This window comes from Kothea flammea, from assembly GCF_052161645.1.
Lineage (GTDB): Bacteria > Planctomycetota > Planctomycetia > Pirellulales > Pirellulaceae > Laterigemmans.
Window position 1 is genome coordinate 2,273,807 of sequence record NZ_CP197414.1, and the last position, 23,148, is coordinate 2,296,954.

A 23,148-nucleotide genomic window follows, 5' to 3' on the forward strand; every position below is an offset into this window, starting at 1 on the left:
CTAGCGGACTGCGCTTTCGGTGGCTCGTTTCGCCGATTGTAATGCCTGGTTGGTCAGTTCTTCGGTCAGGCGAGCGTTATATTCCATGTTGCTCGCTGGGCCTTGGAAACCGACCACGTTGTCTTGCCAATCGAGGCGACGTTTGATCACGTAACCACCGCTCAGGTGGAACTGGATCGTGCCTTTGCTCAATTGCTGGACCAATTGGCTTTGCATATTTTGGTCGCTGATCGGAGTCAATGGTTCGCTGCGGACGGAGATCGTGGCCACCTCGGCTTGCACTTTTTCCAAGGTGTAGAGTTCGCGGATCTTGATCACTTTCAGCGTCCCGGCTTCGTCCTTGACGCGGATTTCGCGTGGCACCGACCATTTTTCCCCGACCTGGATGCGATTCTCGGGCAGTGGCAGAGCGATTTCCCCCATGCCCAGGGAGCTGGCATCTTTGCCCGTGCGTTCCAGAACTTGTCCCCGGTCGTTGACTTGAATCGTGTCGATAACTTGGCCAATTTTGCTGGCCACGCCGCGGAATTGAGCGGGTGGTTCCGCGTCGCTGGAGCTGTCCCAGCGAATTTCGGGCTGATCTCCGGCCTGTTGCGTCATCACGACCGAGTCGATTGTGTGGGCGAAGGTGGTCACGCCCTGTTCATTGACCTCGTCAACCGCCAACCTGCGAACGCTGGTGGTGTGGACTTGGGATGCTTCCTCGGTGTCATTGATTTTGACTTTTGTTTTCGCCGAGTGGACGACCCGATAAGTCAATTCCTGACCGGGCTGCAAGTGATATCGCAGCAAGTAGCCGTCTTCGGCCGCGTTGCTGAACCCTGCGAGTGTCACCACCGATAAAAAGGTGGCTGCCGAAAAATATGCTTTGCGAACCATCGTGGGCGCCTCCATGCGTGCGAAAAAAATCCTCCCGAGGAGTTTCGCAGGATCGCGTTGGCCTGGCAAGATCGAACTGCCGTAGTGCGCTGTGTTGCGAGTGTGCGGCGTGTCGCGAGTGTGCGCCGTAGGCTTGGCGCGTTAAGATGAAATCCTCCATAGCGATTTCGCTTCTTCTTGGTCCGACGCTTCGCAGGATTCCATGTCGGGAGATTTTACCCAGCAACAGCCTTACGACGAACAGCTGGAAGCTGAGCGGTTGAGCCTGCAAGCGACGGCTCCTCCAGCCGAGCTGCCTGGTTATCGGATTGAGAAATTTCTGGGCGCGGGCGCTTTTGGCCAAGTCTGGGTCGGCAGCGATTTGAACACGGGCCGCCGCGTGGCGATCAAGTTTTACCTGCATCGTGGTGGCGTCGATTGGTCGTTGTTAGCTCGCGAGGTCAAGCACTTGGTGCAGCTTTCGGCCGACCGGCATATTGTCCAAGTGTTGGAAGTCGGTTGGGAAGGTAATCCGCCCTACTACGTTATGGAGTACCTCGATTCGGGCTCCTTGGAGGATTTGTTGACCAGCCGTCCGCGGATTGCCGTGCGGACTTGCCTGGAGCTGTTTCGCGGGATTTGCGTGGGGCTGAATCACTCCCACGGCAAAGGGGTGCTGCACTGTGACTTAAAGCCGGCCAACGTGCTGTTGGACGAAGACCTGCGCCCTCGTTTGGCCGATTTTGGGCAAAGTCGCATGTCGCACGAACAAACGCCCGCCCTGGGAACGTTGTTCTACATGGCTCCCGAGCAGGCCGATTTGGAAGCGGCTCCCGACGTTCGCTGGGATGTGTACGCGCTCGGCGCGATTCTCTACCGCATGTTGACCGGCAATGCGCCGCACCGTTCCAGCGAGTTGCTGCAGCGGATCGACACGGCGGCGTCGTTGCCCAAGCGGCTGGAGCAATACCGGGAAGCGATCCTCCGCGACGGGCCACCTCAAGATCATCATCGGCGGCGGGGAGTGGATCGGCCGTTGGCTGCCATCATCGACGGTTGTTTAGCGGTCGATCCGGACAAGCGGTTTGGCAACGTCCAACAGGTGCTCGAAGCGCTCGATCGTCGTGAAGCGGCCAAGCAGCGGCGTCCGCTGGTCCTTTTGGGTATCGTCGGTCCCTTGCTGTTGCTGATGGTCACGTGCATCCTCACCGCGCGGACGATTTTTGCCACTCGGGCCACCGTTGAGGCAACGCTCCGCGAGAAAGCGGGAGAATCCAATCAGTTAGCCGCCATGTTTGCCGCCCGCACCCTCGAGTTGGAGCTGCGAAAGTACTTTGAGTTGGTGCAGCGAGAAGCGGGTGATTCGGCGATTCGCCAGAACTTGGCTGCACTGTTGAACAACGAAGAGTTCAGCGTGTTTCGTGATGCGATTCGCGAACGGGAAGGAGCGGCCGAAGCGCGGCGGGAGATGATGCAAGCCGGGCACCACGAGCAGCTCGAACAATTGTTGCAAGATCGATTAAATCAATACGACGGACAGAATGCTGGTACCGGCAGCATCGATCTGGCCACGATGTTCATCACCGACTCGTCCGGCACGATTGTGGCGATTGCCTACGACGCGCCGGTGGCCGCCGAGGAGGACAGCGTCGGTCGCAATTTTGCTTTCCGCGCTTATTTTCATGGTGATCGCGACGATTTCGATCAGTCGACCGACCCGCGGCAAGTTGAGCCGCTGAGGGAAACGCATCTCAGTCCCGCTTTCTTCAGTACTGCCACGTTGACATGGAAAGTTGCCGTCAGCGTGCCGATCTACCTGCGCGCCGATCACAGCCCCACTTCGCCACCTGATGCGGTCTTTGTGGCGACCACCAACTTGGGAGGTTTTGATCTGATGCGAACCGATCGCGAACAATCGATGCGGCTCAATCAAGTGGCCGTGTTGGTGGATACGCGGGCGGGTAACAAGCGGGGGACGATCATCCAACATCCGCTGCTCAACCAAGTCGTTAAGGTGCCCGGTCTCGAAGGTTTGCACACCCGCACCGAGTCGCCTCGCAAAGCGCCCGCTGTCGACCCCGGTACGCTCGATGCGCTGATGGCTGGACGCGACGTTGATTATCGTGATCCGATGGGGAGCGAACCTGGTGGGGAGGAATATCAGGGAGTTTGGGTGGCGGCGGTACAACCCGTTACGTTGCCAGCGATTGAACCGACTGCTCGGGAACGCAACACGGATATGTTGGTGTTGGTTGAGTACCGCTGGAGTGACGTGATTGCCCCGGTCGGCCAGTTGGTCAACCAAATTTTGATTTACGGGGCAGTTGCCGTTTGCGGTATTTTGGTGGTCATCTTTCTGTTGTGGGCTTTTGTCCGACGAGTTGGCGATGAAAGTGCGCCGGCCGGCCCCCTCGGCGAACCCCAACGCTCCGGCACCACCGAAACAATCCCTGTCTCCTAATCGCGTTGCCACGGCTTGTCTCGAGTTTCGTTTGCCCCGTAATCACGCCGACTGTTGATCAGGCGTGGTTGCTCTGAACTGAGCAACCAATACCCTATAGATTGTTTTCAATCACTCCGCCTCGCAAAGAAAGTCGCCCGTGCCCGCTCGCATTTTGGATGGGAAGTCAATCGCCGCCGAGATCCGCGCTGAGATTGCCCAAGACGTTGCCAGTTGGGTTGCAGCTTCAGGCTGCCAACCAACCTTGGCGGCAATTCTGGTTGGGCAAGATCCTGCCAGCCAAGTTTACGTGCGGAACAAGGAACGTGCTTGTCAGCAAGCGGGGATCGGCAGCCGACTGCATCGCCTCGACGCCGGCGCCGGGCAAGCGGTTTTGTTGGAGCTGATTCAGCAGCTTAACGAGGATCCGCAAGTGCACGGGATTTTGGTCCAGCTTCCCCTGCCCGAGGGCTACGATGAGCGACAAGTGCTGGACGCGGTCACACCGCTTAAGGATGTCGATGCCTTCAACCCGGAAAACGTGGGGCTGTTGATGCAAGGACGCCCTCGCTTTTTGCCTTGCACTCCGAATGGCGTGCTGCAGCTGTTGCATCGTTGCCAAATTCCGGTTGCCGGCAAGCACGCGGTGGTGCTCGGCCGGAGCGAAATTGTCGGCAAACCGATGGCCATTTTGCTGGCCGCCAAGACCGGGCCATGCGGTCCCGATGTGGCCAATGCGACGGTCACGATTGCGCACAGCCGCAGCGAAAACCTGTCTGAAATTCTCCCCACGGCCGATTTGTTGATTGCCGCCGTGGGACGGCCCGAGATGGTGCGTGGTGCTCACTTGAAGCCCGGTTGCACCGTGATTGACGTGGGGATTAATCGCGTCGGCGACCGTTTGGTGGGCGATGTGCACTGGGAAGAAGCGTTGGCTGTTGCCGGAGCAATTACCCCGGTACCCGGCGGTGTTGGTCCGCTGACCATCGCCATGTTGCTCCGCAACACGTTGACCGCCGCCAAAGGCTAATATGTCTCCTTTCGCTCCGCCGAAAGTTTTCGCGATTACTAACTAACTTGTTGCAGGTTAAAACGCGTTAAAGATGCGAGCGAACGATTGGTGTAAACTGAAGCGAAAAGCTGGTTTCGTTCCCCTCAGGTCAAATCACCGTGCGCTCGCTTGCTGTTCTTTTGTGTTTTTGTGTGTCGGCCAGTTGCGTTCGCGCCGCCGAGCCGCTGAACGTGGTGTTTATTCTTAGCGATGATCATCGCTTCGATTTTATGGGGTTCCATCCGGCCGCTCCTCAGTGGCTGGAAACTCCCGCTCTGGATCGCTTGGCCAGCGAGGGCGCGCATTTTCAAAATGCTTTCGTCACCACGTCGCTCTGTTCTCCCTCGCGGGCTTCGATTCTGACCGGCCAGTACATGCATCGTCACCAAGTGGTTGACAATCAGCGGCCCGTGCCGGCCGGCACAATCTTTTTTCCTGAATATCTCCGCCAAGCTGGTTACCGAACGGCGTTGGTCGGTAAATGGCATATGGGTCACGATAATGATCAACCCCGGCCAGGTTTTGATTATTGGGCCAGCTACAAAGGGCAAGGCGAATATTTTGATCCCACGTTTAACCTCAATGGAGAGCATCGGCAATTTTCTGGTTATAACGCCGATGTCACCAGCCAAATTGCCATCGACTGGTTAGCTCAACAGCGCGGCGCGGACCAGCCATTCTTGCTTTATTTGTCTTTCAAAGCCGTCCATTATCCTTTTCGCCCCGCTCCCCGGCACGCCGGGCGCTACGCGGGAAAGAGAATCGATTATCCCGAGACGATGGCTAATACCGAACGCAATTACCGGTCGCAGCCGCGCTGGGTCCGAGATCGCCGCTATTCGATTCATGGAATCGACCATATGGAGACGGGAGCCTTTGATAACGATCCAGTGCCAGACTTTAATCAATTGTTCTATGACTACTGCGAAACCGTGCACAGCCTTGATGAAAATGTGGGACGCGTGGTCGATTATTTGCGGCAGCATGATTTGGCTGAAAACACGGTGGTGATCTATATGGGAGATAACGGCTTTCATTTGGGTGAGCACGGTTTTTATGACAAACGTGATGCGTTTGAAACCAGCATGCGAGTTCCCTTGATCGCCTGGGCGCCAGGCAAGATTCAACCCGCCAGCACCATCCCCCAGTTGGTGCAAAATATTGATATCGCCCCGACGATTTTGGAACTTGCGGATGTCGCATCGCCAGCGGACCAATTTGATGGTCGTTCATTTGCGCCTTTGCTGTTGGGTGAAGAAGTGCCCTGGCGCAAACATGTGTTATATGAGTACCACTGGGAGTGGAATTTCCCCGCCACGCCAACGCTGTTAGCGATTCGTACTCAGCGATATAAATATGTGTATTATCATGGTGTCTGGGATCGAGACAGTTTTCATGATTTGCAAACGGACCCTGAGGAGCGTCACAACTTAATTGACGTGCCCGCTTATCGCGAGCAAATTGAATCGCTCCGCAGCCAGTTGTTCTCGGAGCTGGGTGAGAGAGCCGGTTTGCGAATGCCGTTACGCGAGCCAGCCGGTGAACGACTCGACCAGCGAAAGCTGCCTCGCTAAGGACCTAGACATAATTAGTCATGAATTAAAACGGAACCAGCCGGAACTCGCTAGCGTCCGGTTCCGCGGAACATCAACAGGTTGTTGTCATGAGATCAGAAAACAAAGCTATGAACGTACCGTTTGGACAGACCGTCGCGGTTGCTCGCCGTGATGCCTTAAAGTGTGGCTTGGCCGCCCTTGGTGCTGGAGTCACCGCGGCCGGCTTGGCTCAAACGGCAATTGCCCAACCGCGGGTCGTGACGCAAGCAAAAGATGATCGGCGGGGAGCGACGAAGCGGTATGCGATGAAAAAGTCGATCAACCTGTGGGCCTTTCCTTATCCGGAACGGATGTCATTGGAAGAGTGTCTGCGACTCGCCAAGGATGCGGGCTTTGAGGGGATCGAACTCAATTATGACTTGGAAAACGATCTGTCCCCCAAGTCGAACGGCAGTGAGTTCGCCGCCATTCGGCATTTGGCTGACAAAATTGGCATCGAAATCAGCGGCCTATGTTCCTTCTTGTTCTGGCCCTACCCGTTAACCAGCAACGATCCGGAAAAGCGAAATCGGGGGCTGGAGTTGGCTGCTAAGATCGCTGAAGCGGCGCATCAGATGGGAGTCGAAAATGTGTTGCTCGTGCCGGGGGCAGTGCATATTCCCTGGCGAGATGACCACGACCCAGTGCCCAACGATGTTTGCGACTCGCGGGCGCGGGAGGCGGTCGGCAAATTGGCCAAGCAAGCGGAGGCGTTGCAGGTCTCACTCAATATCGAAAATATCTTTTTCAATGGTTATCTCATGACGCCGATGGAGATGAATGCCTTTGTCGATAGTTTTGGCAGCGAGTACGTCAACGTGCATTTCGACTCGGGCAACATTGCCATGTTTCAGCACAGCGAGCATTGGGTGCCGATTTTAGGCCAGCGGACCAAGCATGTTCATTTAAAAGAATTCACCAAAAAAGGAACCGACTATTCTTTGGAAACATTTCGCCCCCTGTTAGATGGTACTACGAACTGGCCAGCCTTAATGGAGGCCTTTGACCAAGTCGGTTATCGCGGCTTTCTCACCTTTGAGTACTTTCATCCTTATGCGCATTACCCCGAAGCTTTGATTTATCAAACATCCGACTCGCTCGATCGAATTCTGGGCCGCGTCTGATTGGAGGGCTGTATCTCCCGGCTTTTGCGGAGGTGCTTAGAGTGTACCGTCTGGTGCGCTTTGGGGGGTTGCTACTTGGGCCAAAAACGCCAACGGTGGTTGCCAGTTGCTGGACTCTTTCCTAGGCTTTGCGGTTTGAGTTGTCATTGAAATTTTGCAGCCATGGCTGATGCCTGGGGGATATGCGGTGCCGGGAACTTGTGTGATTGGCCTCCAGTGGGGCGACGAAGCGAAAGGAAAGCTGGTCGATTTACTGGCGCCACAGTTTGATTTGGTCGTGCGTTACCAAGGGGGCGCCAACGCGGGTCACACCGTCGTCGCTGGCGATCAAACGTACAAATTGCATCACATTCCCAGCGGGATTTTGCACGCTACTGTTCAAAATGTGATCACTCCTGGGGTGGTAATCAACCCAGGCACGCTGCTCGATGAAATCGACGGGCTGGCCGCCCGCGGCTTTGATTGCGCGGTGAACTTGAAAATCAGCCAGCGTGCTCACTTGGTCATGCCCTGGCACATCATCGAAGATCGGTTGCTCAACGCTCAACACGTCGGCAACGAATCGATTGGCACGACGCTGCGAGGCATTGGGCCCTGTTATCGCGACAAAGTGGGGCGGACGCACGCGGTGCGGGTGGCCGATTTGCTGGAGTCGGGACGGGACGAGCGAATTGCGGCCGTCGCCGAGCAGAAACAACAGGTGCTCAGGGCTTTGGGTGCAACTGAGGAAGAATTGGCCGCAATTGCTCCTCAGCGAGTTTGTGAGATGGCAGCGAGTTGGGCCCAGCGGCTGGGGCCGATGATTGGCGATACGACTTATTTGTTGTTAGACGCGGCCGAGGCCGATCGCAATATCCTGTACGAGGGTGCCCAAGGTGCGCTGCTCGACATCGACCACGGCACTTATCCGTTTGTGACCAGCAGTAACAGCAGCGGCGTGGGCGTTTGCGCCGGGGCGGGGGTTCCGCCACGTTGGATCAACCACGTGATTGGGGTTTGCAAAGCTTACTCGACGCGAGTTGGCGGGGGCCCCTTCCCGACCGAACTCGACAATGCCACGGGAGAGCGGATTCGCCAGCTGGGAAATGAATTTGGCACCACCACGGGGCGGCCCCGTCGTTGTGGTTGGTTCGATGCGGTGGCCGTCAGGTATACGGCCCGGCTGAGTGGCGTGACCAAGTTGGCCCTGATGATGATGGATGTGCTCAGCCAGCTCGATGAGATTCAAATTTGCGTGGCCTACGAATTGGATGGTCAGCGGATCGAACAGCTGCCGACTCACGTCGATGCGTTGCGGCGTTGCCGACCGATTTTGGAATCGGTGCCCGGTTGGAATGTGCCGGTCGACGGTTTGCGATCGGTGGCAGAGTTTCCCGCTGGGGCGATTGATTTTGTGCGGCGGATTGAAGCTTTGGTGGGAGTTCCGGTGGGCATCTTGTCGGTCGGTCCCGATCGAGCTCAGACGATTTTCATCGAGGATTCCAAGAGCGTGCCGTCCAGTCCAACAGGCTCAATCCGGTGATCCCAGACGGCACGATCATTCCGCGGCACATCGCCTTCATCATGGACGGCAATGGTCGTTGGGCGGAAGCTCGTGGGTTGCCGCGTTATGAGGGGCATCGCCAAGGAGCATCCACCGTGCGCCAGGTTGCCGAAGCGGCCGCCGAGTTGGGTGTCGAAGCGATCACGCTTTATTGTTTGAGCAGCGAGAATTGGAAACGGCCGGAGAGTGAACTGCAGTTTTTAATGCAGTTGCTGAGGCAATTTCTGATCGACGAGCGGCCGGTGTTGATGCAAAACGACTTGCGTTTGGAAGTCATTGGCCGCCGCGATCGTTTACCCGCGGAAGTCATTGAGGCGATGGAGACCACTTTGGCGATGTCGGCCGGTAACAGCCGCATGCGGTTGGTGTTGGCGATTGATTACGGCGGCAGGGCTGAAATTGCCGCTGCCGCTCGCCAATTGGCAACCCGCGTGCTCGCCGGCCAGCAGGCAGTCGAGCAGATTGACGAGTCGACTTTGGCCGCCGAGTTGTACACGGCTCATCTTCCCGATCCCGACTTGTTGATCCGCACCGGCGGTGACATGCGAGTCAGCAATTTTCTGTTGTGGCAAATTAGTTACGCGGAATTGTGGGTTACCGAGCGGCTTTGGCCCGACTTTAATCGAGATGATTTGTTAGCGGCAATTGCCGACTTTTCCGCTCGGGATCGTCGTTTCGGCGGACTGGGCGATGGTAAATCGGCTTCTCCTCCCAGTTTGTGAATAACGGAACCTGCCGGTGCTGCGTGATCGTCTGAAAAGTGCCTTAGGTTTGATCAGCTTGGTGCTGGTCTGCTGCTGGCTGGACTATCGAGGTCTGCTGGGGCTCTCCAGGGGGCTGTGGCTGCTACCGTTATTGCTCTTCTTTACCGCCGGCACGGCCTGGGAAATGGCACGCATGTTTGCCCGCGCCGGGCGTCCGGTCAGGGTTTGGGTAGCAGTCACGGCGGCGGTGCTGACAACGATGGCGGGCGCTGTACCGCTGGTGTGGGAAAATTTTCTCGGTCCCTATCCGCCGGATTGTCCGGTGGGGCGTGCTGGCTGGTTGGCGATTGGTGCGGTCTGTGGGATTGGAGTCGCCCTGGCTGCCGAAATGTCCAGCTACCGACCCGGTGCGACAAATTGTGCAAATCGCTTGTCGGTCGCCGCTCTGGTGGGTGGTTACGTTGGTGTCCCCATTGGATTTCTGGTGGTGCTTCGTGGCCTCGGTAGCGATCCGGGCTGGGGCTTGGCTGCCCTGCTGACGCTGATCGCGGTGATTAAAGCTAGCGATGCGGGAGCCTATTTTGTTGGCAAAGCGGTTGGGCGACACAAATTAATCCCCCAGCTCAGCCCCGGAAAGACTTGGGAAGGGGCCGTGGGTGGGGTGTTGTCTTCAATTGGAGTGGCCTACCTTTGCCTCACCTGGCTGTTGCCCGCGTTGCACGATTCTCCCTTGGCGGCACCTCCTTGGTGGGGGCCGGTCGTGCTCGGCAGCAGTTGCGCCTTGGCGGGGATGTTTGGCGATCTGGCTGAATCATTGATAAAGCGTGACACGGGAGTCAAGGATAGCGGGGGGCTTTTGCCCGGTATGGGGGGTGTGTGGGATGTCACCGACTCGTTGATCGGCGCAGCTCTACCTGGGTTCCTCTGTTTTCTCGCCGGAGTTGGCGGCACGATCCCTTGAGTGGCCCAGCGGGGTCTATAATGCCAACAGGCAGTGATTTACCAAGTACGGATATTCCGAAAGGAAAACAGTGACTGAAATGACCCTCGAGGTCTCCCCGCCGAGTGATATTCTCACTCTGTTCGGGCCACGTGACCAGCATTTGCGGGCGTTGCGTGTTTACTACGATGTGGCGATCACGCAGCGGGATGGTCGTGTGCGCATTTCTGGTGAGCACAATAACGTACGGCTGGCGACTCGGGCGATGAAAGCTCTGCGGGGTATTGTACAGCGGCAAGGGATTTTGACGGCTGACGACGTTGAGCGGGTGTTGGCCGAGCAGCGGATGACGGGGGAAGCTGGTGGTTTGGTGGGGAGCAAGGGGGCGACGCATGTGGAACCGGCTGCTTTACCCCCGATTGATCTGCATCAAGCGGGGCGTCGGGTCAAGCCGCGGACGGCGGGTCAAGCGGTGTATGTCGAGGCGATACGCAAGCAGGATTTGACGTTTTGCGCCGGACCGGCCGGTTCGGGAAAGACTTACTTGGCGGTCGCCTGCGCGGTCGAGGCTTTCAAAGAGCAGCGAGTGCGGAAAATTGTGTTGGTCAGACCGGCCGTGGAGGCGGGTGAAAATTTGGGATTTTTACCGGGCGATTTACGAGCCAAATTGAATCCTTATTTGCGGCCACTGCTCGACGCCATCAACGAAATGGTCGATTATGACCAAGCTCGTGAATTGATGGAGCGCGAGATTGTCGAAGTGGTACCATTGGCTTACATGCGCGGCCGCACGCTGAATGATGCGTTCATCATTCTGGATGAAGCACAAAATACGACTGTTCCGCAGATGAAGATGTTTTTGACGCGGATGGGAGAAAGAAGTCGTATGGTTGTCAGCGGAGATACTTCGCAGGTCGATTTGCCCCGCGGTGTTCAGAGTGGATTGCGAGACGCCATGATGCGATTGGGGAACATTGCCGAGATCGGCATGATCCGGCTTCAAAAAACCGACATCGTGAGACACGCGCTAGTGCAGCAGATTGTTCGTGCGTACGAAGAACAAGATAGCTAGGCGTCACAGCTCGCAGAGCACGAAAATATATGAGTTCCGCAGCTCCTAAACGCACCCGCACCGAACGGGTCCAGTCGCTTTCGTTGCCACCCGGCCGGATGCAACAGCTTGGTCTGTTGTTTCGTTCCAGCGCGATTTGGGTGCGCGTCGGGTTGGCAGCCGCCGCGGCAGTGTTGGTATTGGTTATCTGTCAAGCTTGGAAGCCCACCTTTGCGTATCGCAGCGGCGACGTGCCGCCCCGCGATATGATCGCGCGGACGACTTTCCAAGTCCCCGACGAAACCCAAACTCGCTCCCTGCGAGAGCAGCGTCGCCGCGAAGCGCTCGTTTATTACGAGAATCGCAGCGAGCCGCTGGTTAATCGCCGAGCGGCACTCACGGACCAGCTGTTCTTGGTGCTCTCGGCCGAGTCGCTTGATCGTCTTTCTCCTGAGGGCAGAAAGGCCTGGATCGAATTTTATGAAGCGGACGAGACAGCGCCGCCGGATGCTGAGTTAAACGCGTTTGCCGCCATCAAGGCCACCTTGCATGCTGACCCTCAGCTGAAGCAGCTTGAAGAAGCGGTGCAGTTAGCCCAGTTGCCGTTGATCGATCGCGGCTTGTTGACCAGCCTGACGCACGCCATCGATGAGGGTAATCAAAGCACGATCTTGGTCTTTAACGAGGGGAAAGAGAAGTTAGCCAAACCGGTCGATGTCGAGAAAGTTCGCATCGCCACCGCGAAGACTGAATTAGCCAATCGCTTGGACGCCGAGATTCGGCGACGCTTTGAGCACGAGCAGGCTCCCTTGGCCGCCAAAATGATTATTCGGTGGTTGGTCAATCGCATGCCCGAGACGTTGACGTACAAGCCCGAGTTGAGTGAGGAGGCGCGGAGGCGGGCGGCCAACAGCGTGGAAATGGTGATGGTTCCCTACACGGGCGGGGTGACGAATTTAGCCCCCGCCGGACGCCCGCTTGACGCTCGCGCGATGAATTTGCTGCGACGTGAATGGGCCCAGATTATTGCCGATCAAAGTTGGCTCGACCGCACCCTGCGGGTCGGCGCTTTTCTGGGCATGATTTTGGCAGTTTATCTCTTGGTGGGTGGCTACATATGGTTTGTCGACGACCGTCGCGTGATGCTCGATCCTTGGCAGCTCTCGCGGTTGTTGGGCTTGGCGGTGATCACGATCGGCGTCTGTCGTTACGCTTCGGAAGAGCAGTGGCAAGCGGAAGTCTTTCCGCTGACGATGGCGGCCATTGTGGCGGCGATCGCTTATGGCCGCGAGTTGGCCCTGGTGTTGCTCGCCGCACTCTGTTTAGCCATCACTTTGTTCATCGGACAAGACATCAACGAGTTGGTGACGCTGGCGGCAGCCTCCTTAAGCTGTATTCTTTTCCTGGGACGGATTCGCACGCGTAGTCGGTTGTTGTACGTCGGGATTGGCGCGGCAAGTGTCGCCGCGGCCACCGTCGTCGGCGTGGGGATTGTCAGTGGTCAGATGTTGGCCGGCAGTCAATTCGGCGTGCTAACCGAAGGCTTGATTCGCGGAGCCGACCTGAGAACCGTGATGGGTACGTTGCTCAGTGACGCAGGTTGGGTTGCCGCCAGCACGGTCGTGGCAGCGCTCACGATGACCACGTTGTTGCCTCTGGTGGAAAAAATATTCGGCGTGCAGACCGATCTCAGTTTGTTGGAATTGGGAGATGCCAGTCACCAATTGTTGCGGCAGTTAGCCCAGCGAGCTCCGGGCACTTATAACCACTCGATCAACGTCGCCTCGATTGCCGAAGCGGCTGCCGATCGGATCGGCGCTAATGGCTTGTTGGTTCGAGTCGGCGCTTATTTTCACGACATTGGGAAAATGTTTAAGCCTGATTACTTTATCGAGAATCAAGGCCAGGGTCCGAATCAGCACGATTCATTGCAACCGGCGATGAGCACCCTGGTAATCATTGCGCACGTGAAAGATGGAGCCGACTTGGCACGTTCGCATCATTTGCCAGCTCCCATTATTGACTTCATCTTGCAGCACCATGGCACCACGCTGGTTGAGTATTTTTATCGTCAGGCGGCGAAAAAAAGTGAAGAGGATCCCAACATGGATGAGGTTTCCGACAAGGATTTTCGCTATCCTGGACCCCGCCCACAGACGCTCGAAGCGGCCGTGTTAATGTTGGCCGATACCGTTGAGAGCGCGAGTCGTGCGTTAGTGGACCCTACACCGGCTCGCATCGCCAGTTTGGTGGAATCGGTGGTGATGAAGAAACTGACCGATCGTCAATTTGATGAATGCGGTTTGACACTCATGCAATTGGATATCATTCGCCAAAGTTTGATAAAATCGCTCACCGCAATCTATCACGCCCGCGTCAAGTATCCTGGTCAGCAATCGGCTTAGTCCGTCAACGACACCCCTTTTTCACTCAATGCCTAACACTAATCCGCCTGCTGAGTTTCAGATTGAAATTCAGTCCCACATCGACCAGCAGGCTGCCGCGAGTCGCGCGGCCCATTTGCCACCCTTGCCCGTCAATTTTGCGGACGAACTCACTCGCGTCATTGAGGCTACCATCGTCGACCGAGGTGGCGGGGCGGCTTGCATCGAAGTCGCGATCGTGGATGACCCTTGCATTCGTGAGGTCAATCGCCGACATCTAGGGCACGACTGGGAAACCGACGTGATCAGCTTTCCCGAGGAAGCTGTAACCAGCCCCCTGTTATCGGTTAAGATGGTCGCCGGCGAATTGCTGGTTAGCTGGGAAACCGCTTGTCGCGAAGCTGTCGAGACAGGTTGGCCACCGCTGACCGAATTATCGCTGTACTGTATTCACGGAACCTTGCACTTGACCGGAATGGATGACTTGGAGACGACTGGACGCCACGCGATGCGGAGGGCTGAACAGCAAATGCTGTCGCATTTACGCTTGCCCGGTTGGCAGCTGTACGACGTCGACACTGATCAGGCTGGCGGGCGGGCTGGAGGGAATCATGCGGGTCGGCCGCTGGAACCACCCCCGGGTGATGCCGCAGAGGCGGGTCGATGAGTGAACTGACTCTGTGGTTCATTGCATTTGCCGGTTTCTTGGCGGGCGCGGTCGGCGGCATGGGGACCGAGCTGCTGTACAACTTTGCGGGGCGTTCGCTGGAAGCCTATTGTCGGCTCAAGCAAAATCGCGAGCGATTTGGTGCGGTGCTCGATCACCATGACGACGCGGCCCGCGGCTCGGAGTATTTGCGAGTGATCGGCAACGTGGTCTTTCTGGCCTACGGCACGACTGCCCTCACGCTGCGTTTGGGAGAGACCTTCACCGGAGTTAGCCTGGCGCTCTGGGTGTTTGGCACAGCCGCTTCGGTGATGTTTACTCACTTGTGGTTGCCCGCCGCTGTGACACGCTTTGCCTCTTCTCCCCTGCTCTACCATTCTTGGCCGTTCTGGCGGACTCTGTCGATCGTCATGACGCCGCTGGCCGCTCCCGGCAACTTGCTCGGCCGCCTGACTCGCCGCCTGACCGGCAACGGGAACGTGGAAGAAGATGAGGAGGATATCCTGCATGACGAAATTCGCAAGAAAGTTGCCGCTGGCTCTCGCGAAGGCTATCTCGGCAAAGGGGTGCGAGAGATGATCCAAGGGGTGCTCGATCTGCACGACGATACCGTCGGGCATATCATGACGCCGCGCAGCGATGTCGACGCCATCCCACTCGGTATGCCCTGGCCCGAGGTGATGAAGTTTGTCGCCGAGGTGGGGCGGACACGGTTGCCGGTCTACGAGGAAACGCTCGATAAAATCGTGGGGATTCTCTACGTCAAAGATTTGCTGCCCGAACTCACCTCGGGCAGCGAGCCGCAATCATCGCTGGAAAATTTACTGCGGAAACCGTGGTATGTACCCACTGATCGCTCGGTCGAATCGCTGCTTCGTGAATTTCTGCACAGCCGCAGCCACATGGCGATCGTGCTCGATGAATTTCGCCAAACGGCCGGCGTCGTCACGATTGAGGACGCTTTGGAGGAAATTGTTGGGGAGATTGTCGACGAATCCGACGAAGATGAAGAAATGGAATTGCGGTGGGTCGACGACGATACGGCCGAAGTCGCTGGCCGCGTGATGGTCGATCAACTGAACGATCGCCTCGGCTGGGACTTGCCAGAGTCGGAAGATTACGAGACGGTTGCTGGCTTTGTCCTTCACAACACGGGAAATATCCCGGAGGATGGGCAACAAATCGCCATCGGCCCGATTACGGTAGAGGTGCTAAAAGCATCAAATCGCCAGATTGAGCGGCTTAGATTAGTGCGAAAGCAGGGGCGAGGTTGGGACGGTTCTTAATGGCCGAATTGTCGCCATCTTCTCTGCCCTGTACACTGCTGAGAAGTCATCTTCCGGTACCGGCAGATGAAGGGAAATTTTTCATGACTGGCCTTCAGGGAATTTGGGATGACCACGGCAGCAAGCGGCGAAGCGGAGCAAACCGGTACGGCAAAACTCAGCGTCGGAGACACCGTATTAGATTTGCCGATCATCACCGGTACGGAACACGAAAGCGCGATTGATATCTCCAAACTGCGTGGGGAAACCGGGTTGATCACCCTCGACGAAGGGTTCGTCAACACCGGCAGCACAACCAGCGCAATCACCTTCCTCAACGGCGAAGAGGGCATTCTTCGCTACCGCGGCTATCCAATCGAAACAATTGCCGAAAATTGCGACTTTATTGAGATGTCGTACCTGCTGCTCTACGGCGAATTGCCCGCCGCGGCAGAACTGCACAAGTTTCGCGAAGGCATTCGCCGCCACACCATGATTCATGAGGAAATGAAGTCGTTCTACAACGGCTTTCCCCGTGATGCCCACCCCATGGCGATCCTCTCCAGCGTCGTGGGTGCGTTGTCGACCTTTTACCAAGATTCGCTCGACCCCAACGATCCCCACCAGGTCACCATCTCGATCTATCGGCTATTGGCAAAATTACCGACGATTGCCGCTTACAGCTATAAAAAATCGATCGGCCAGCCCTTCATGTATCCACGTAACGAACTGGATTACACGGAGAACTTTCTGCATCTGATGTTCGCCACGCCGACCGGCGAGTACGAAGTCGATCCTGATTTCGCCGAAGCGTTGAATCTGCTGTTAATCGTCCACGCCGATCACGAACAAAACTGTAGCACTTCCACCGTGCGGATGGTCGGCAGCAGCGACGCTAACTTGTTTGCCGCCATCTCGGCCGGAATCTGTGCCCTCTGGGGACCTTTGCACGGCGGTGCCAACGAAGCCTGCGTTAACATGCTGCAGCAAATTGCCGATGATGGCGGAAACGTCGACAAATATGTCGACATGGCTAAAGACAAAAAGAATAATTTCCGCCTCATGGGTTTCGGCCACCGCGTCTACAAGAATTTTGACCCGCGGGCCACGATCATTAAAAAAGCTTGCGATAAACTGTTAGCAAAATTAAAGCTTGAGGATCCCCTCTTCGAAGTCGCTCAGAAATTGGAAGAAGTTGCTCTCCGCGATCCTTACTTTGTGGAGCGAAAGCTGTATCCCAATGTCGATTTTTATTCCGGCGTGATCTATCGCGCCCTCGGCATCCCCGTGCAGATGTTTACCGTGTTGTTCGCCATCGGGCGTCTGCCAGGTTGGTTGGCCCACTGGGTGGAAATGCACAACTCGCCCACCAAGCGGATCGGTCGGCCACGTCAGATCTACACGGGCCCCACCAAACGCGAGTGGATTCCGATTGAGCAACGCTGAGCTAGCGCTCAACGGCTGATACAACCGAAACAGTTATGTCGAGGTGCCTAGCCGAATTCGGCCAGCAACGCGTGGTGAGCTTCGCACAGCATCAGCACCGCTTGATCGATGTCGCGCTGGGTGTTGAAGCGGCCTATTCCGAACCGCAAGCTTCGACGCGCGGCCGACTCTTCCAGTCCCAACGCGCTCAGCACGTGGCTCGGGGCCGGGTTGGCCGAACTGCAAGCCGAGCCGCTGCTGATTGCTAAATCGGGAGTCAAATTCATCAACGCTTCCCCTTCAGCATCCGGAAAGCAGATGTTGAGATTCCCCAGCAAGCGTTGAGTTGGTGAGAGCGGTGGGCCATTTAAACGCAAGCCTTCGATGCCAGTCCGTAATTGACTCCACAACGAGGCGGTTAGCTGACCGATTCGCTGCGCATCCTGCGGCAAATCTTCCGCCGCGATTCTCAGCACCATCGCCATCGCCACGGCGTCGGCCACCGGTAGCGTGCCGCTTCTCAAGCCACCCTGCTGTCCCCCGCCCCAAATCATGGGCCGCAGCCGTACTCGCCGCCCCCGCTGTCGCACAAAGAGCAGCCCAATGCCTTTCGGACCATATGCTTTGTGCGCGCTGGCTGACAACAGATCGACATCCCATTGGTCGACATCAATGGGCAGTTTTCCCACCGCCTGGGTGGCGTCGGTGTGCAGTAGCGCGCCATGTTGGTGGCAAAGTTCAGCGGTTGATTTGAGATCTGCCAGCGTGCCAATTTCGTTGTTGGCCGCCATGACGGAGACCAGACAAGTTTGCTCGCTGATCGTGGCAGCTAACTGGTCCAGGTCGATTTGTCCGGCCCGTTCGCTGCCCAATTGCCCGGCTTGTTTGCCGACCGGCAACCGGATGATCTCGAAACCGGCCGAGCTTAATTGTTGCAGCGGATCGAGCACGGCTGGATGTTCGGTTTCCACCGTGATGATTTGTCGCCGTTTTTGGCGTGGGTGCAAAGCCACACCGAAGATGGCCAAATTGTTTGCTTCGGTGGCCCCGCTGGTCAGCACGATTTCAGTCGGAGAGGCACCCCACCGCGAGGCAATTTCCGCGATCGCTCGGTCATAATGTTCTCGCGCTTCGCGCCCCGCGGCATGGGCGCTGTGCGGGTTGGCAAAGGTGTCAAACCAAAACGGCTGGATCGCCTCGATGACGCGTGGATCACACGGCGTGGTCGACTGGTTATCAAGATAGATGCATTGGTTGTTCATGGTTTGGGGAACAATGATTCCAGGCAAAGTTGCGACCAAGTTTCCAGACACTCCCAGTCGGCGTACAGCGATTCGAGGGCGACGAAGCCCGCGTTACAAATATCTTCTTCGTTGGGGGTGACCGCCGGTTCGGCCACATCAAACACGTGGACAACGCCCAAGTGCACGCGACCGACTTCGGAGGTGGGGTCGTATATCATGCCGACACAACGTTCTTGATAAACGCTGTCCAAACGTACCTCTTCGGCCAGTTCTCGCATCATGCCATTTCGATAGGGGCCCATATCGGTGCCGTCCGCTTGCGGTGCCGCGTCCTCGGTGGAGATGTGCCCGCCAATGCCGATGCTGCGTCGCGCATGTAACCGCGATTCTCCTTGACCATTTCCGCGGGTATAGGTGAAAATGTGGGGAACTCTATCTTGTCCCACGTGCCGCAAGATGACGTAGGGAATAAGTTGTTTAAAGCTGGGGTCGGCTTCCATTTCACCGCGGGGACGGAACTCCAAATGAGTGCTGCTTAGCACTTTGTCGAGATACGCGTCGACGTCCGAGGTAAAGCCAACAAAGGGGGCGATCGCCTCTAATTCGCGGGCCGGGATGACTAAGATCTGTTCTTCTTGAGATGACATGTTTTCTGGACGCGAGAGAGTATCAGGAAGCGAGTGTGTGGGGGAGTGATTGGTGATCAGCTATAAGATGAGCATTGCATCTCCGTAGCTGTAGAACCGATAACTTTGCTCAATCGCTTCGGCGTAGGCCCGTCGCATCAGTTCAATGGAGGCAAACGTGGAGACCAGCACCAACAGTGAGCTTTTGGGGAGATGGAAATTCGTCATTAGCGCGTCGACAGCTTTGAATTGATAGCCGGGGCGAATGAACAAGTCGGTGGTTCCGGTCCAGGAAGCCAGTTTTCCGTCGGCTGCGGCGGCTGTTTCTAAGACCCGCACGGAGGTGGTGCCGATGGCAATTCTGCGACGTGATTGCTCGTGGGCCGCATTGAGGGCTGCAGCCGTTTCGCTGGAAATTTGTCCCCACTCGGCGTGCATCGCGTGTTCGTCAAGCGTCTCGCTGGCGATCGGTCGGAAGGTTCCTAAGCCCACGTGCAGCGTGACCGCTTGACCCGTCACGCCGGCTGTTTGCAAGGCCGAAAATAGCTCTTTGGTAAAGTGGAGACCGGCCGTGGGGGCCGCCACGCTGCCCGGCTGTTTTGCGTAAACCGTTTGGTAGTCTTTCACATCCGCATCAACCATCAGGCCGTCACGGATATAGGGTGGGATGGGCACGCGGCCGTAACGTTCCAACAATTCGGCAGGATCCCCTGTTTCGTTTGGTTTCACAATCAAGCTGCCGGACGGATCGCGAGTCACCACGGTCAGGGTTAATGACTGGCGGGCTTGGCGATCGATCACCGACAGGCTGTCTCCCGGTTTAAGGTGGCCACGCGTCTTGCTGAGCACCTCCCAGCATCCCGAAGCTTCGTCACTGCGGAGGAATAATCCTTGCCAACGCCCCCGCGTCTCCGTGCGAAAACCCACCAACCGCGCGGGGACCACGCGGCTGTCGTTCATCACCAACACATCCCCCGCTTGTAAAACTTCAGGTAGATCGCGGACATGATAATGCTCGATCGATTCGTTTGACCGATCCACGACCATTAACCGCGCATCGCCCCGGTTGGGCAACGGTTGTTGAGCGATCAGGTCGCGGGGCAGTTCATAATCGAACGCCTCTAAAGACAATTTTGCTTGATTCACGTCCACATTCGCCTTTTGCAAAAACGGGTAATCTAACCGGGATTTATTCACGCGACAACGCGTTTGGACTGGAATTCGCTGCGTTGGTGCCGCGTTTCGCAGCTGACCGTTTATGCCCGCCACGTTATGCCCAACATGTTATGAATCAGGAGTCTTTCCGCGACAGCTTGGCGACCAGTTTGCGTTCCCGTTTTGGCCAAAACCTGCCTGATGTAATCTAAGGTGCTAACGACGGGCTAATCACCACATTTGCGGTCGTTTCGGGTGTTACGGGTGCCAACTTGCCGGGACAGATTGTCTTGATTTTAGGGCTCGCCAACCTGTTGGCCGACGGTGTCTCGATGGGAGCCAGCAATTATCTGGCGAAACGTTCGCGAGGTAAAGCCGAAGTGCAGGATCAGGATCGCCGCAGCGCGGCTGCCGAAGGCACCTTCTATGAGCGGGCCAATTTGGTAGCTCAATCGGAAGATGTCGCCAGCAAAATGATGACGGTCGTCAAGGGTCTCACCCAACACATTGATGGGATCGCCGTCCGCGTGCCTCTCGCCTGTGGATTGGTGGCCGATATTTTCGCGGTCACCAGTCGTGCCACGTCTGTCGATGAGGTCAATTCTATTCTCAGCGAAGAAGCTAAGTCAGACCGTTATGAAGGCATCTTGGGGGGCTCCGTTGATCCTCTCGTCTCCGCTGATATTATCACCGGTTCCCTGGGGATCTATCGTGGATCAAGCAATGACCCGCGTCGTGGGTGGGAACTTGGTGAAGGTGATGAGTTGGTGCGATAACGAATGGGGGTACGCCAGCCAATCAGTCAGGGGCAATTACCAATGATCGCAGGATCCGCGCAGCCATCCCCACAATCGAGCATTGCCTTCAGCAAAAGTCGCGCTTACTGCTGATCTCTCACTTGGGTAGACCAGGGGGGACCGTCAAGGCTGAGTACAGTCTCCGCCCCCTGGTGGCTGCCCCGCAGACGCATGTGGAAATGAGTGATGGAGGTATTCCTCCAGGTTGGCGAGGAATGGATATCGGTCCACACACGATTTATGAATTTAAGGAAGTCCTCAAGTCGGCTGATACGGTGGTTTGGAATGGTCTGTTGGGAAAGTATTAGCAATCACCAATTCAAGAAGGCACAAACGCGATTGCTCAGGCCTTGGCGACCTTGTCAACCAAACCGATTGTCGATGGTGGGGAGACGGCCCAGGCGATTGATCAGCTAGTTTTGGCCGAAAAAATTGATCATATTCCCACCGGTGGTGGTGCCTTTCTGAAGTACTTGTAAGATCGCCAACTACCTGCGTTTGATGCGCTTCGTGATAGTCCTCAAGGGACTCCCGATCTGCAGCACGTCCGAGAGTCCTAAGCGCCTCCGTATAAGTCATTAAACGAAACGGAATCAGCCGGAGCGCGCTAGCGTTGTGTTCCTCTTATGTCGAGGTACTTAGCAGTATCCGCGGCTGGTCAGAGTAAGCGTCTTGGTCTAGGTTAAACAGAGATACTGGCCGTTTTTCTGTTTACCACTCGTTATGGAGATCTCAGTGATTTCAGCCAAATTTCTTTTGATCAGCGATCTCGATGACACGCTTTTGGGTGACGATCTAGCGCTCGCACGGTTCGCTGAGTTTTACGCGGTCCGACGTGACTCGCTATCGCTTGTATACGCCTCAGGACGCTTTTTTGAAACGATTCAACGAGACGTTCAACAGACGGCCCTACCCGAGCCGGTTGCCGTGATCGGCGGCGTCGGCAGCGAGATCCGCGACTATCCAGCCGGTCAGCTGAATCAAACCTGGGTTGACCGCATCTCGGCGGGCTGGTCCGCACAGCAAGTTCGCCAATTGCTGGCTGATCACCCTCAGTTGGAATTGCAACCCGAATCGGCCCAGTCAGATTTCAAGGTCAGTTATTACTTTGATAATGCCAAACCCGATCAGCTGGATCAATTAAAGCAGCAACTCTCTGAACATGACCTCGACGTCAGTATTGTTTACAGCTCAGCTCGCGATCTCGACTTTTTACCGGCACAGGTTGACAAGGGCACGGCGGCGGCCTTCATTGCCCAGCAACTCGGCTATGCGCAGAATCGCGTGATTGTGGCTGGTAACTCGGGGAACGATTCGCGATTGTTTGAGCATGATTTTGGCGGCGTGATCGTTGCCAACGCTCACGAAGAGTTGAAACAGTTGGGAGATCGCCCGAGGGCATACCTGTCGACTTTTGAGCGGGCTGATGGAGTCCGCGACGGGCTGCAGTATTGGATGCAATTAGAGTCTCCAGCAGTTTCTTGAGACCGTTCTATTCACCTTGTTGTGGAGGATATTTCCAATTATGTATGCTCCCTCGAGCGAAGAGAGTCTAAGCGAAGAGGGGTGTCGTCGCGCGATCCAACAGATGCATATTTGCATCAGTGAATATGGTTTCTTGGCGACGCCCACGCAGCGAGACAACTACCGTCGCGTCTGGGGTCGGGACAGCTGTATTATCGGGGCGACGGCCATGTTGACCGAAGAAGACGAGCTGATAAACACTTGCTTGAGGACGCTGGAAACTTTGGTCGAATACCAAGGGCCGCACGGAGAGATTCCCAGCAACGTCGACCCTCGCACCGAACGATTTTTCTAGGTGTGGCATTCGATTGGCGGCACGAGCATTGCACGCTGATTCCTTAGATGCACAAGGTTTTTATCCAAATCCGATTTTGGAGAACGAATAATGACAAAAGTGCCTTATTGGATGATTCTTGGCGGCTTGCTGTTTGCCGCCAGTGGTGGCTGATTCTTTCGTTTTGCTTCGCGAATTTTGAGAGAAGTGCCCGATGAACTGGCTGGCGATGGTGTTTTCCGTTTTTCTGATTGTTTTGCGTATTGGTACCGCTTTTTCATACTGGGTATCCGCGGGCCTTGGCAGGGAACGGTCTGGTTTTTTCTAGTCCTGTTTCTGGGCACGATGGCGATCGGGGTTTGGGCAGAACCGGTGGGCCCACGGGCTTGGGGTGTCCCTCAGCTCGGCTTGATCGTGACCGCGATTTTCGTCGGGCTGCTAATTGCCATCACAACTTCATCGAAGGGCAGCCGCCGATAGC

General features: G+C 56.4%; 19 protein-coding genes and 2 pseudogenes. 17 read left to right on the forward strand and 4 right to left on the reverse strand.

Features of this window, described 5'->3' with window-relative positions:
- Window positions 1-879, reverse strand: a complete 879-nt coding sequence (locus SH139x_RS08090; RefSeq protein WP_488354768.1) for a hypothetical protein — start codon at window positions 877-879, stop codon at window positions 1-3.
- A 202-nt stretch (window positions 880-1,081) separates the two neighbouring features.
- On the opposite strand from SH139x_RS08090, the gene SH139x_RS08095 reads away from it, so the two are divergent.
- From SH139x_RS08095 to SH139x_RS08150, 12 genes are all read left to right on the forward strand, one after another.
- Window positions 1,082-3,319, forward strand: a complete 2,238-nt coding sequence (locus SH139x_RS08095; protein ID WP_488354769.1) for a protein kinase domain-containing protein — start codon at window positions 1,082-1,084, stop codon at window positions 3,317-3,319.
- A 139-nt stretch (window positions 3,320-3,458) separates the two neighbouring features.
- On the forward strand, window positions 3,459-4,328 hold the full coding sequence (locus tag SH139x_RS08100; protein WP_488354770.1) for a bifunctional 5,10-methylenetetrahydrofolate dehydrogenase/5,10-methenyltetrahydrofolate cyclohydrolase: 870 nt from the start codon (window positions 3,459-3,461) through the stop codon (window positions 4,326-4,328).
- Between the two features lie 173 nt (window positions 4,329-4,501).
- Entirely contained in the window at window positions 4,502-5,923 is a 1,422-nt protein-coding gene (locus SH139x_RS08105; RefSeq protein WP_488354771.1) for a sulfatase family protein, read from the forward strand.
- A gap of 110 nt (window positions 5,924-6,033) precedes the next feature.
- A complete protein-coding gene (locus tag SH139x_RS08110) occupies window positions 6,034-7,068 on the forward strand; it encodes a sugar phosphate isomerase/epimerase family protein (RefSeq protein ID WP_488354772.1) in 1,035 nt (344 codons plus the stop codon).
- A 187-nt stretch (window positions 7,069-7,255) separates the two neighbouring features.
- The gene (locus tag SH139x_RS08115; RefSeq protein WP_488355983.1) at window positions 7,256-8,590 is read left to right on the forward strand and encodes an adenylosuccinate synthase; all 1,335 of its coding nucleotides are present in this window, start codon (window positions 7,256-7,258) and stop codon (window positions 8,588-8,590) included.
- Window positions 8,587-9,333 (forward strand): polyprenyl diphosphate synthase, encoded by a 747-nt coding sequence (gene uppS / locus SH139x_RS08120; protein WP_488354773.1) that lies wholly within the window; start codon window positions 8,587-8,589, stop codon window positions 9,331-9,333. The genes SH139x_RS08115 and uppS overlap by 4 nt, the downstream gene beginning before the upstream one ends.
- A gap of 16 nt (window positions 9,334-9,349) precedes the next feature.
- On the forward strand, window positions 9,350-10,276 hold the full coding sequence (locus SH139x_RS08125; protein WP_488354774.1) for a phosphatidate cytidylyltransferase: 927 nt from the start codon (window positions 9,350-9,352) through the stop codon (window positions 10,274-10,276).
- A gap of 79 nt (window positions 10,277-10,355) precedes the next feature.
- Window positions 10,356-11,327 (forward strand): PhoH family protein, encoded by a 972-nt coding sequence (locus tag SH139x_RS08130; RefSeq protein WP_488354775.1) that lies wholly within the window; start codon window positions 10,356-10,358, stop codon window positions 11,325-11,327.
- A 29-nt stretch (window positions 11,328-11,356) separates the two neighbouring features.
- Entirely contained in the window at window positions 11,357-13,711 is a 2,355-nt protein-coding gene (locus SH139x_RS08135) for an HD family phosphohydrolase (RefSeq protein WP_488354776.1), read from the forward strand.
- Between the two features lie 28 nt (window positions 13,712-13,739).
- A complete protein-coding gene (gene ybeY / locus SH139x_RS08140) occupies window positions 13,740-14,357 on the forward strand; it encodes an rRNA maturation RNase YbeY (protein WP_488354777.1) in 618 nt (205 codons plus the stop codon).
- Entirely contained in the window at window positions 14,354-15,643 is a 1,290-nt protein-coding gene (locus SH139x_RS08145; RefSeq protein WP_488354778.1) for a hemolysin family protein, read from the forward strand. The genes ybeY and SH139x_RS08145 overlap by 4 nt, the downstream gene beginning before the upstream one ends.
- A gap of 108 nt (window positions 15,644-15,751) precedes the next feature.
- On the forward strand, window positions 15,752-17,068 hold the full coding sequence (locus SH139x_RS08150) for a citrate synthase (RefSeq protein WP_488354779.1): 1,317 nt from the start codon (window positions 15,752-15,754) through the stop codon (window positions 17,066-17,068).
- A 47-nt stretch (window positions 17,069-17,115) separates the two neighbouring features.
- Here the strand turns inward: SH139x_RS08150 and SH139x_RS08155 are convergent, their stop codons facing one another.
- From SH139x_RS08155 to queA, 3 genes are read right to left on the reverse strand one after another with little or no spacing between them, the layout of a single operon-like run.
- On the reverse strand, window positions 17,116-18,309 hold the full coding sequence (locus tag SH139x_RS08155) for a cysteine desulfurase family protein (RefSeq protein WP_488354780.1): 1,194 nt from the start codon (window positions 18,307-18,309) through the stop codon (window positions 17,116-17,118).
- Window positions 18,306-18,938 (reverse strand): phosphoesterase, encoded by a 633-nt coding sequence (locus tag SH139x_RS08160; RefSeq protein ID WP_488354781.1) that lies wholly within the window; start codon window positions 18,936-18,938, stop codon window positions 18,306-18,308. The genes SH139x_RS08155 and SH139x_RS08160 overlap by 4 nt, the downstream gene beginning before the upstream one ends.
- Before the next feature lie 60 nt (window positions 18,939-18,998).
- On the reverse strand, window positions 18,999-20,063 hold the full coding sequence (queA, locus tag SH139x_RS08165) for a tRNA preQ1(34) S-adenosylmethionine ribosyltransferase-isomerase QueA (RefSeq protein ID WP_488354782.1): 1,065 nt from the start codon (window positions 20,061-20,063) through the stop codon (window positions 18,999-19,001).
- Window positions 20,064-20,296: 233 nt separating this feature from the next.
- On the opposite strand from queA, the pseudogene SH139x_RS08170 reads away from it, so the two are divergent.
- The 5 genes and pseudogenes from SH139x_RS08170 to SH139x_RS08190 form a co-directional block, all read left to right on the forward strand.
- Window positions 20,297-20,848 (forward strand): annotated as a pseudogene (locus SH139x_RS08170) (VIT1/CCC1 transporter family protein); the annotation flags it as partial.
- Window positions 20,845-21,348, forward strand: a pseudogene (pgk, locus tag SH139x_RS08175) (phosphoglycerate kinase). The pseudogenes SH139x_RS08170 and pgk, both read left to right, overlap by 4 nt.
- 256 nt (window positions 21,349-21,604) lie before the next feature.
- The gene (locus tag SH139x_RS08180) at window positions 21,605-22,354 is read left to right on the forward strand and encodes an HAD-IIB family hydrolase (protein WP_488354783.1); all 750 of its coding nucleotides are present in this window, start codon (window positions 21,605-21,607) and stop codon (window positions 22,352-22,354) included.
- A 40-nt stretch (window positions 22,355-22,394) separates the two neighbouring features.
- The gene (locus SH139x_RS08185) at window positions 22,395-22,688 is read left to right on the forward strand and encodes a hypothetical protein (RefSeq protein WP_488354784.1); all 294 of its coding nucleotides are present in this window, start codon (window positions 22,395-22,397) and stop codon (window positions 22,686-22,688) included.
- A 186-nt stretch (window positions 22,689-22,874) separates the two neighbouring features.
- Window positions 22,875-23,147, forward strand: a complete 273-nt coding sequence (locus tag SH139x_RS08190; RefSeq protein WP_488354785.1) for a hypothetical protein — start codon at window positions 22,875-22,877, stop codon at window positions 23,145-23,147.
- Window position 23,148: the final 1 nt, after the last annotated feature.

Coding starts and splice junctions, on each gene's coding strand:
- SH139x_RS08090 (WP_488354768.1), bottom strand. CDS start 879: ATGGTTCGCAAAGCATATTTTTCGGCAGCCACCTTTTTATCGGTGGTG.
- SH139x_RS08095 (WP_488354769.1), top strand. CDS start 1,082: ATGTCGGGAGATTTTACCCAGCAACAGCCTTACGACGAACAGCTGGAA.
- SH139x_RS08110 (WP_488354772.1), top strand. CDS start 6,034: ATGAACGTACCGTTTGGACAGACCGTCGCGGTTGCTCGCCGTGATGCC.
- SH139x_RS08130 (WP_488354775.1), top strand. CDS start 10,356: ATGACCCTCGAGGTCTCCCCGCCGAGTGATATTCTCACTCTGTTCGGG.
- SH139x_RS08135 (WP_488354776.1), top strand. CDS start 11,357: ATGAGTTCCGCAGCTCCTAAACGCACCCGCACCGAACGGGTCCAGTCG.
- ybeY (WP_488354777.1), top strand. CDS start 13,740: ATGCCTAACACTAATCCGCCTGCTGAGTTTCAGATTGAAATTCAGTCC.
- SH139x_RS08145 (WP_488354778.1), top strand. CDS start 14,354: ATGAGTGAACTGACTCTGTGGTTCATTGCATTTGCCGGTTTCTTGGCG.
- SH139x_RS08150 (WP_488354779.1), top strand. CDS start 15,752: ATGACCACGGCAGCAAGCGGCGAAGCGGAGCAAACCGGTACGGCAAAA.
- SH139x_RS08155 (WP_488354780.1), bottom strand. CDS start 18,309: ATGAACAACCAATGCATCTATCTTGATAACCAGTCGACCACGCCGTGT.
- SH139x_RS08160 (WP_488354781.1), bottom strand. CDS start 18,938: ATGTCATCTCAAGAAGAACAGATCTTAGTCATCCCGGCCCGCGAATTA.
- SH139x_RS08185 (WP_488354784.1), top strand. CDS start 22,395: ATGTATGCTCCCTCGAGCGAAGAGAGTCTAAGCGAAGAGGGGTGTCGT.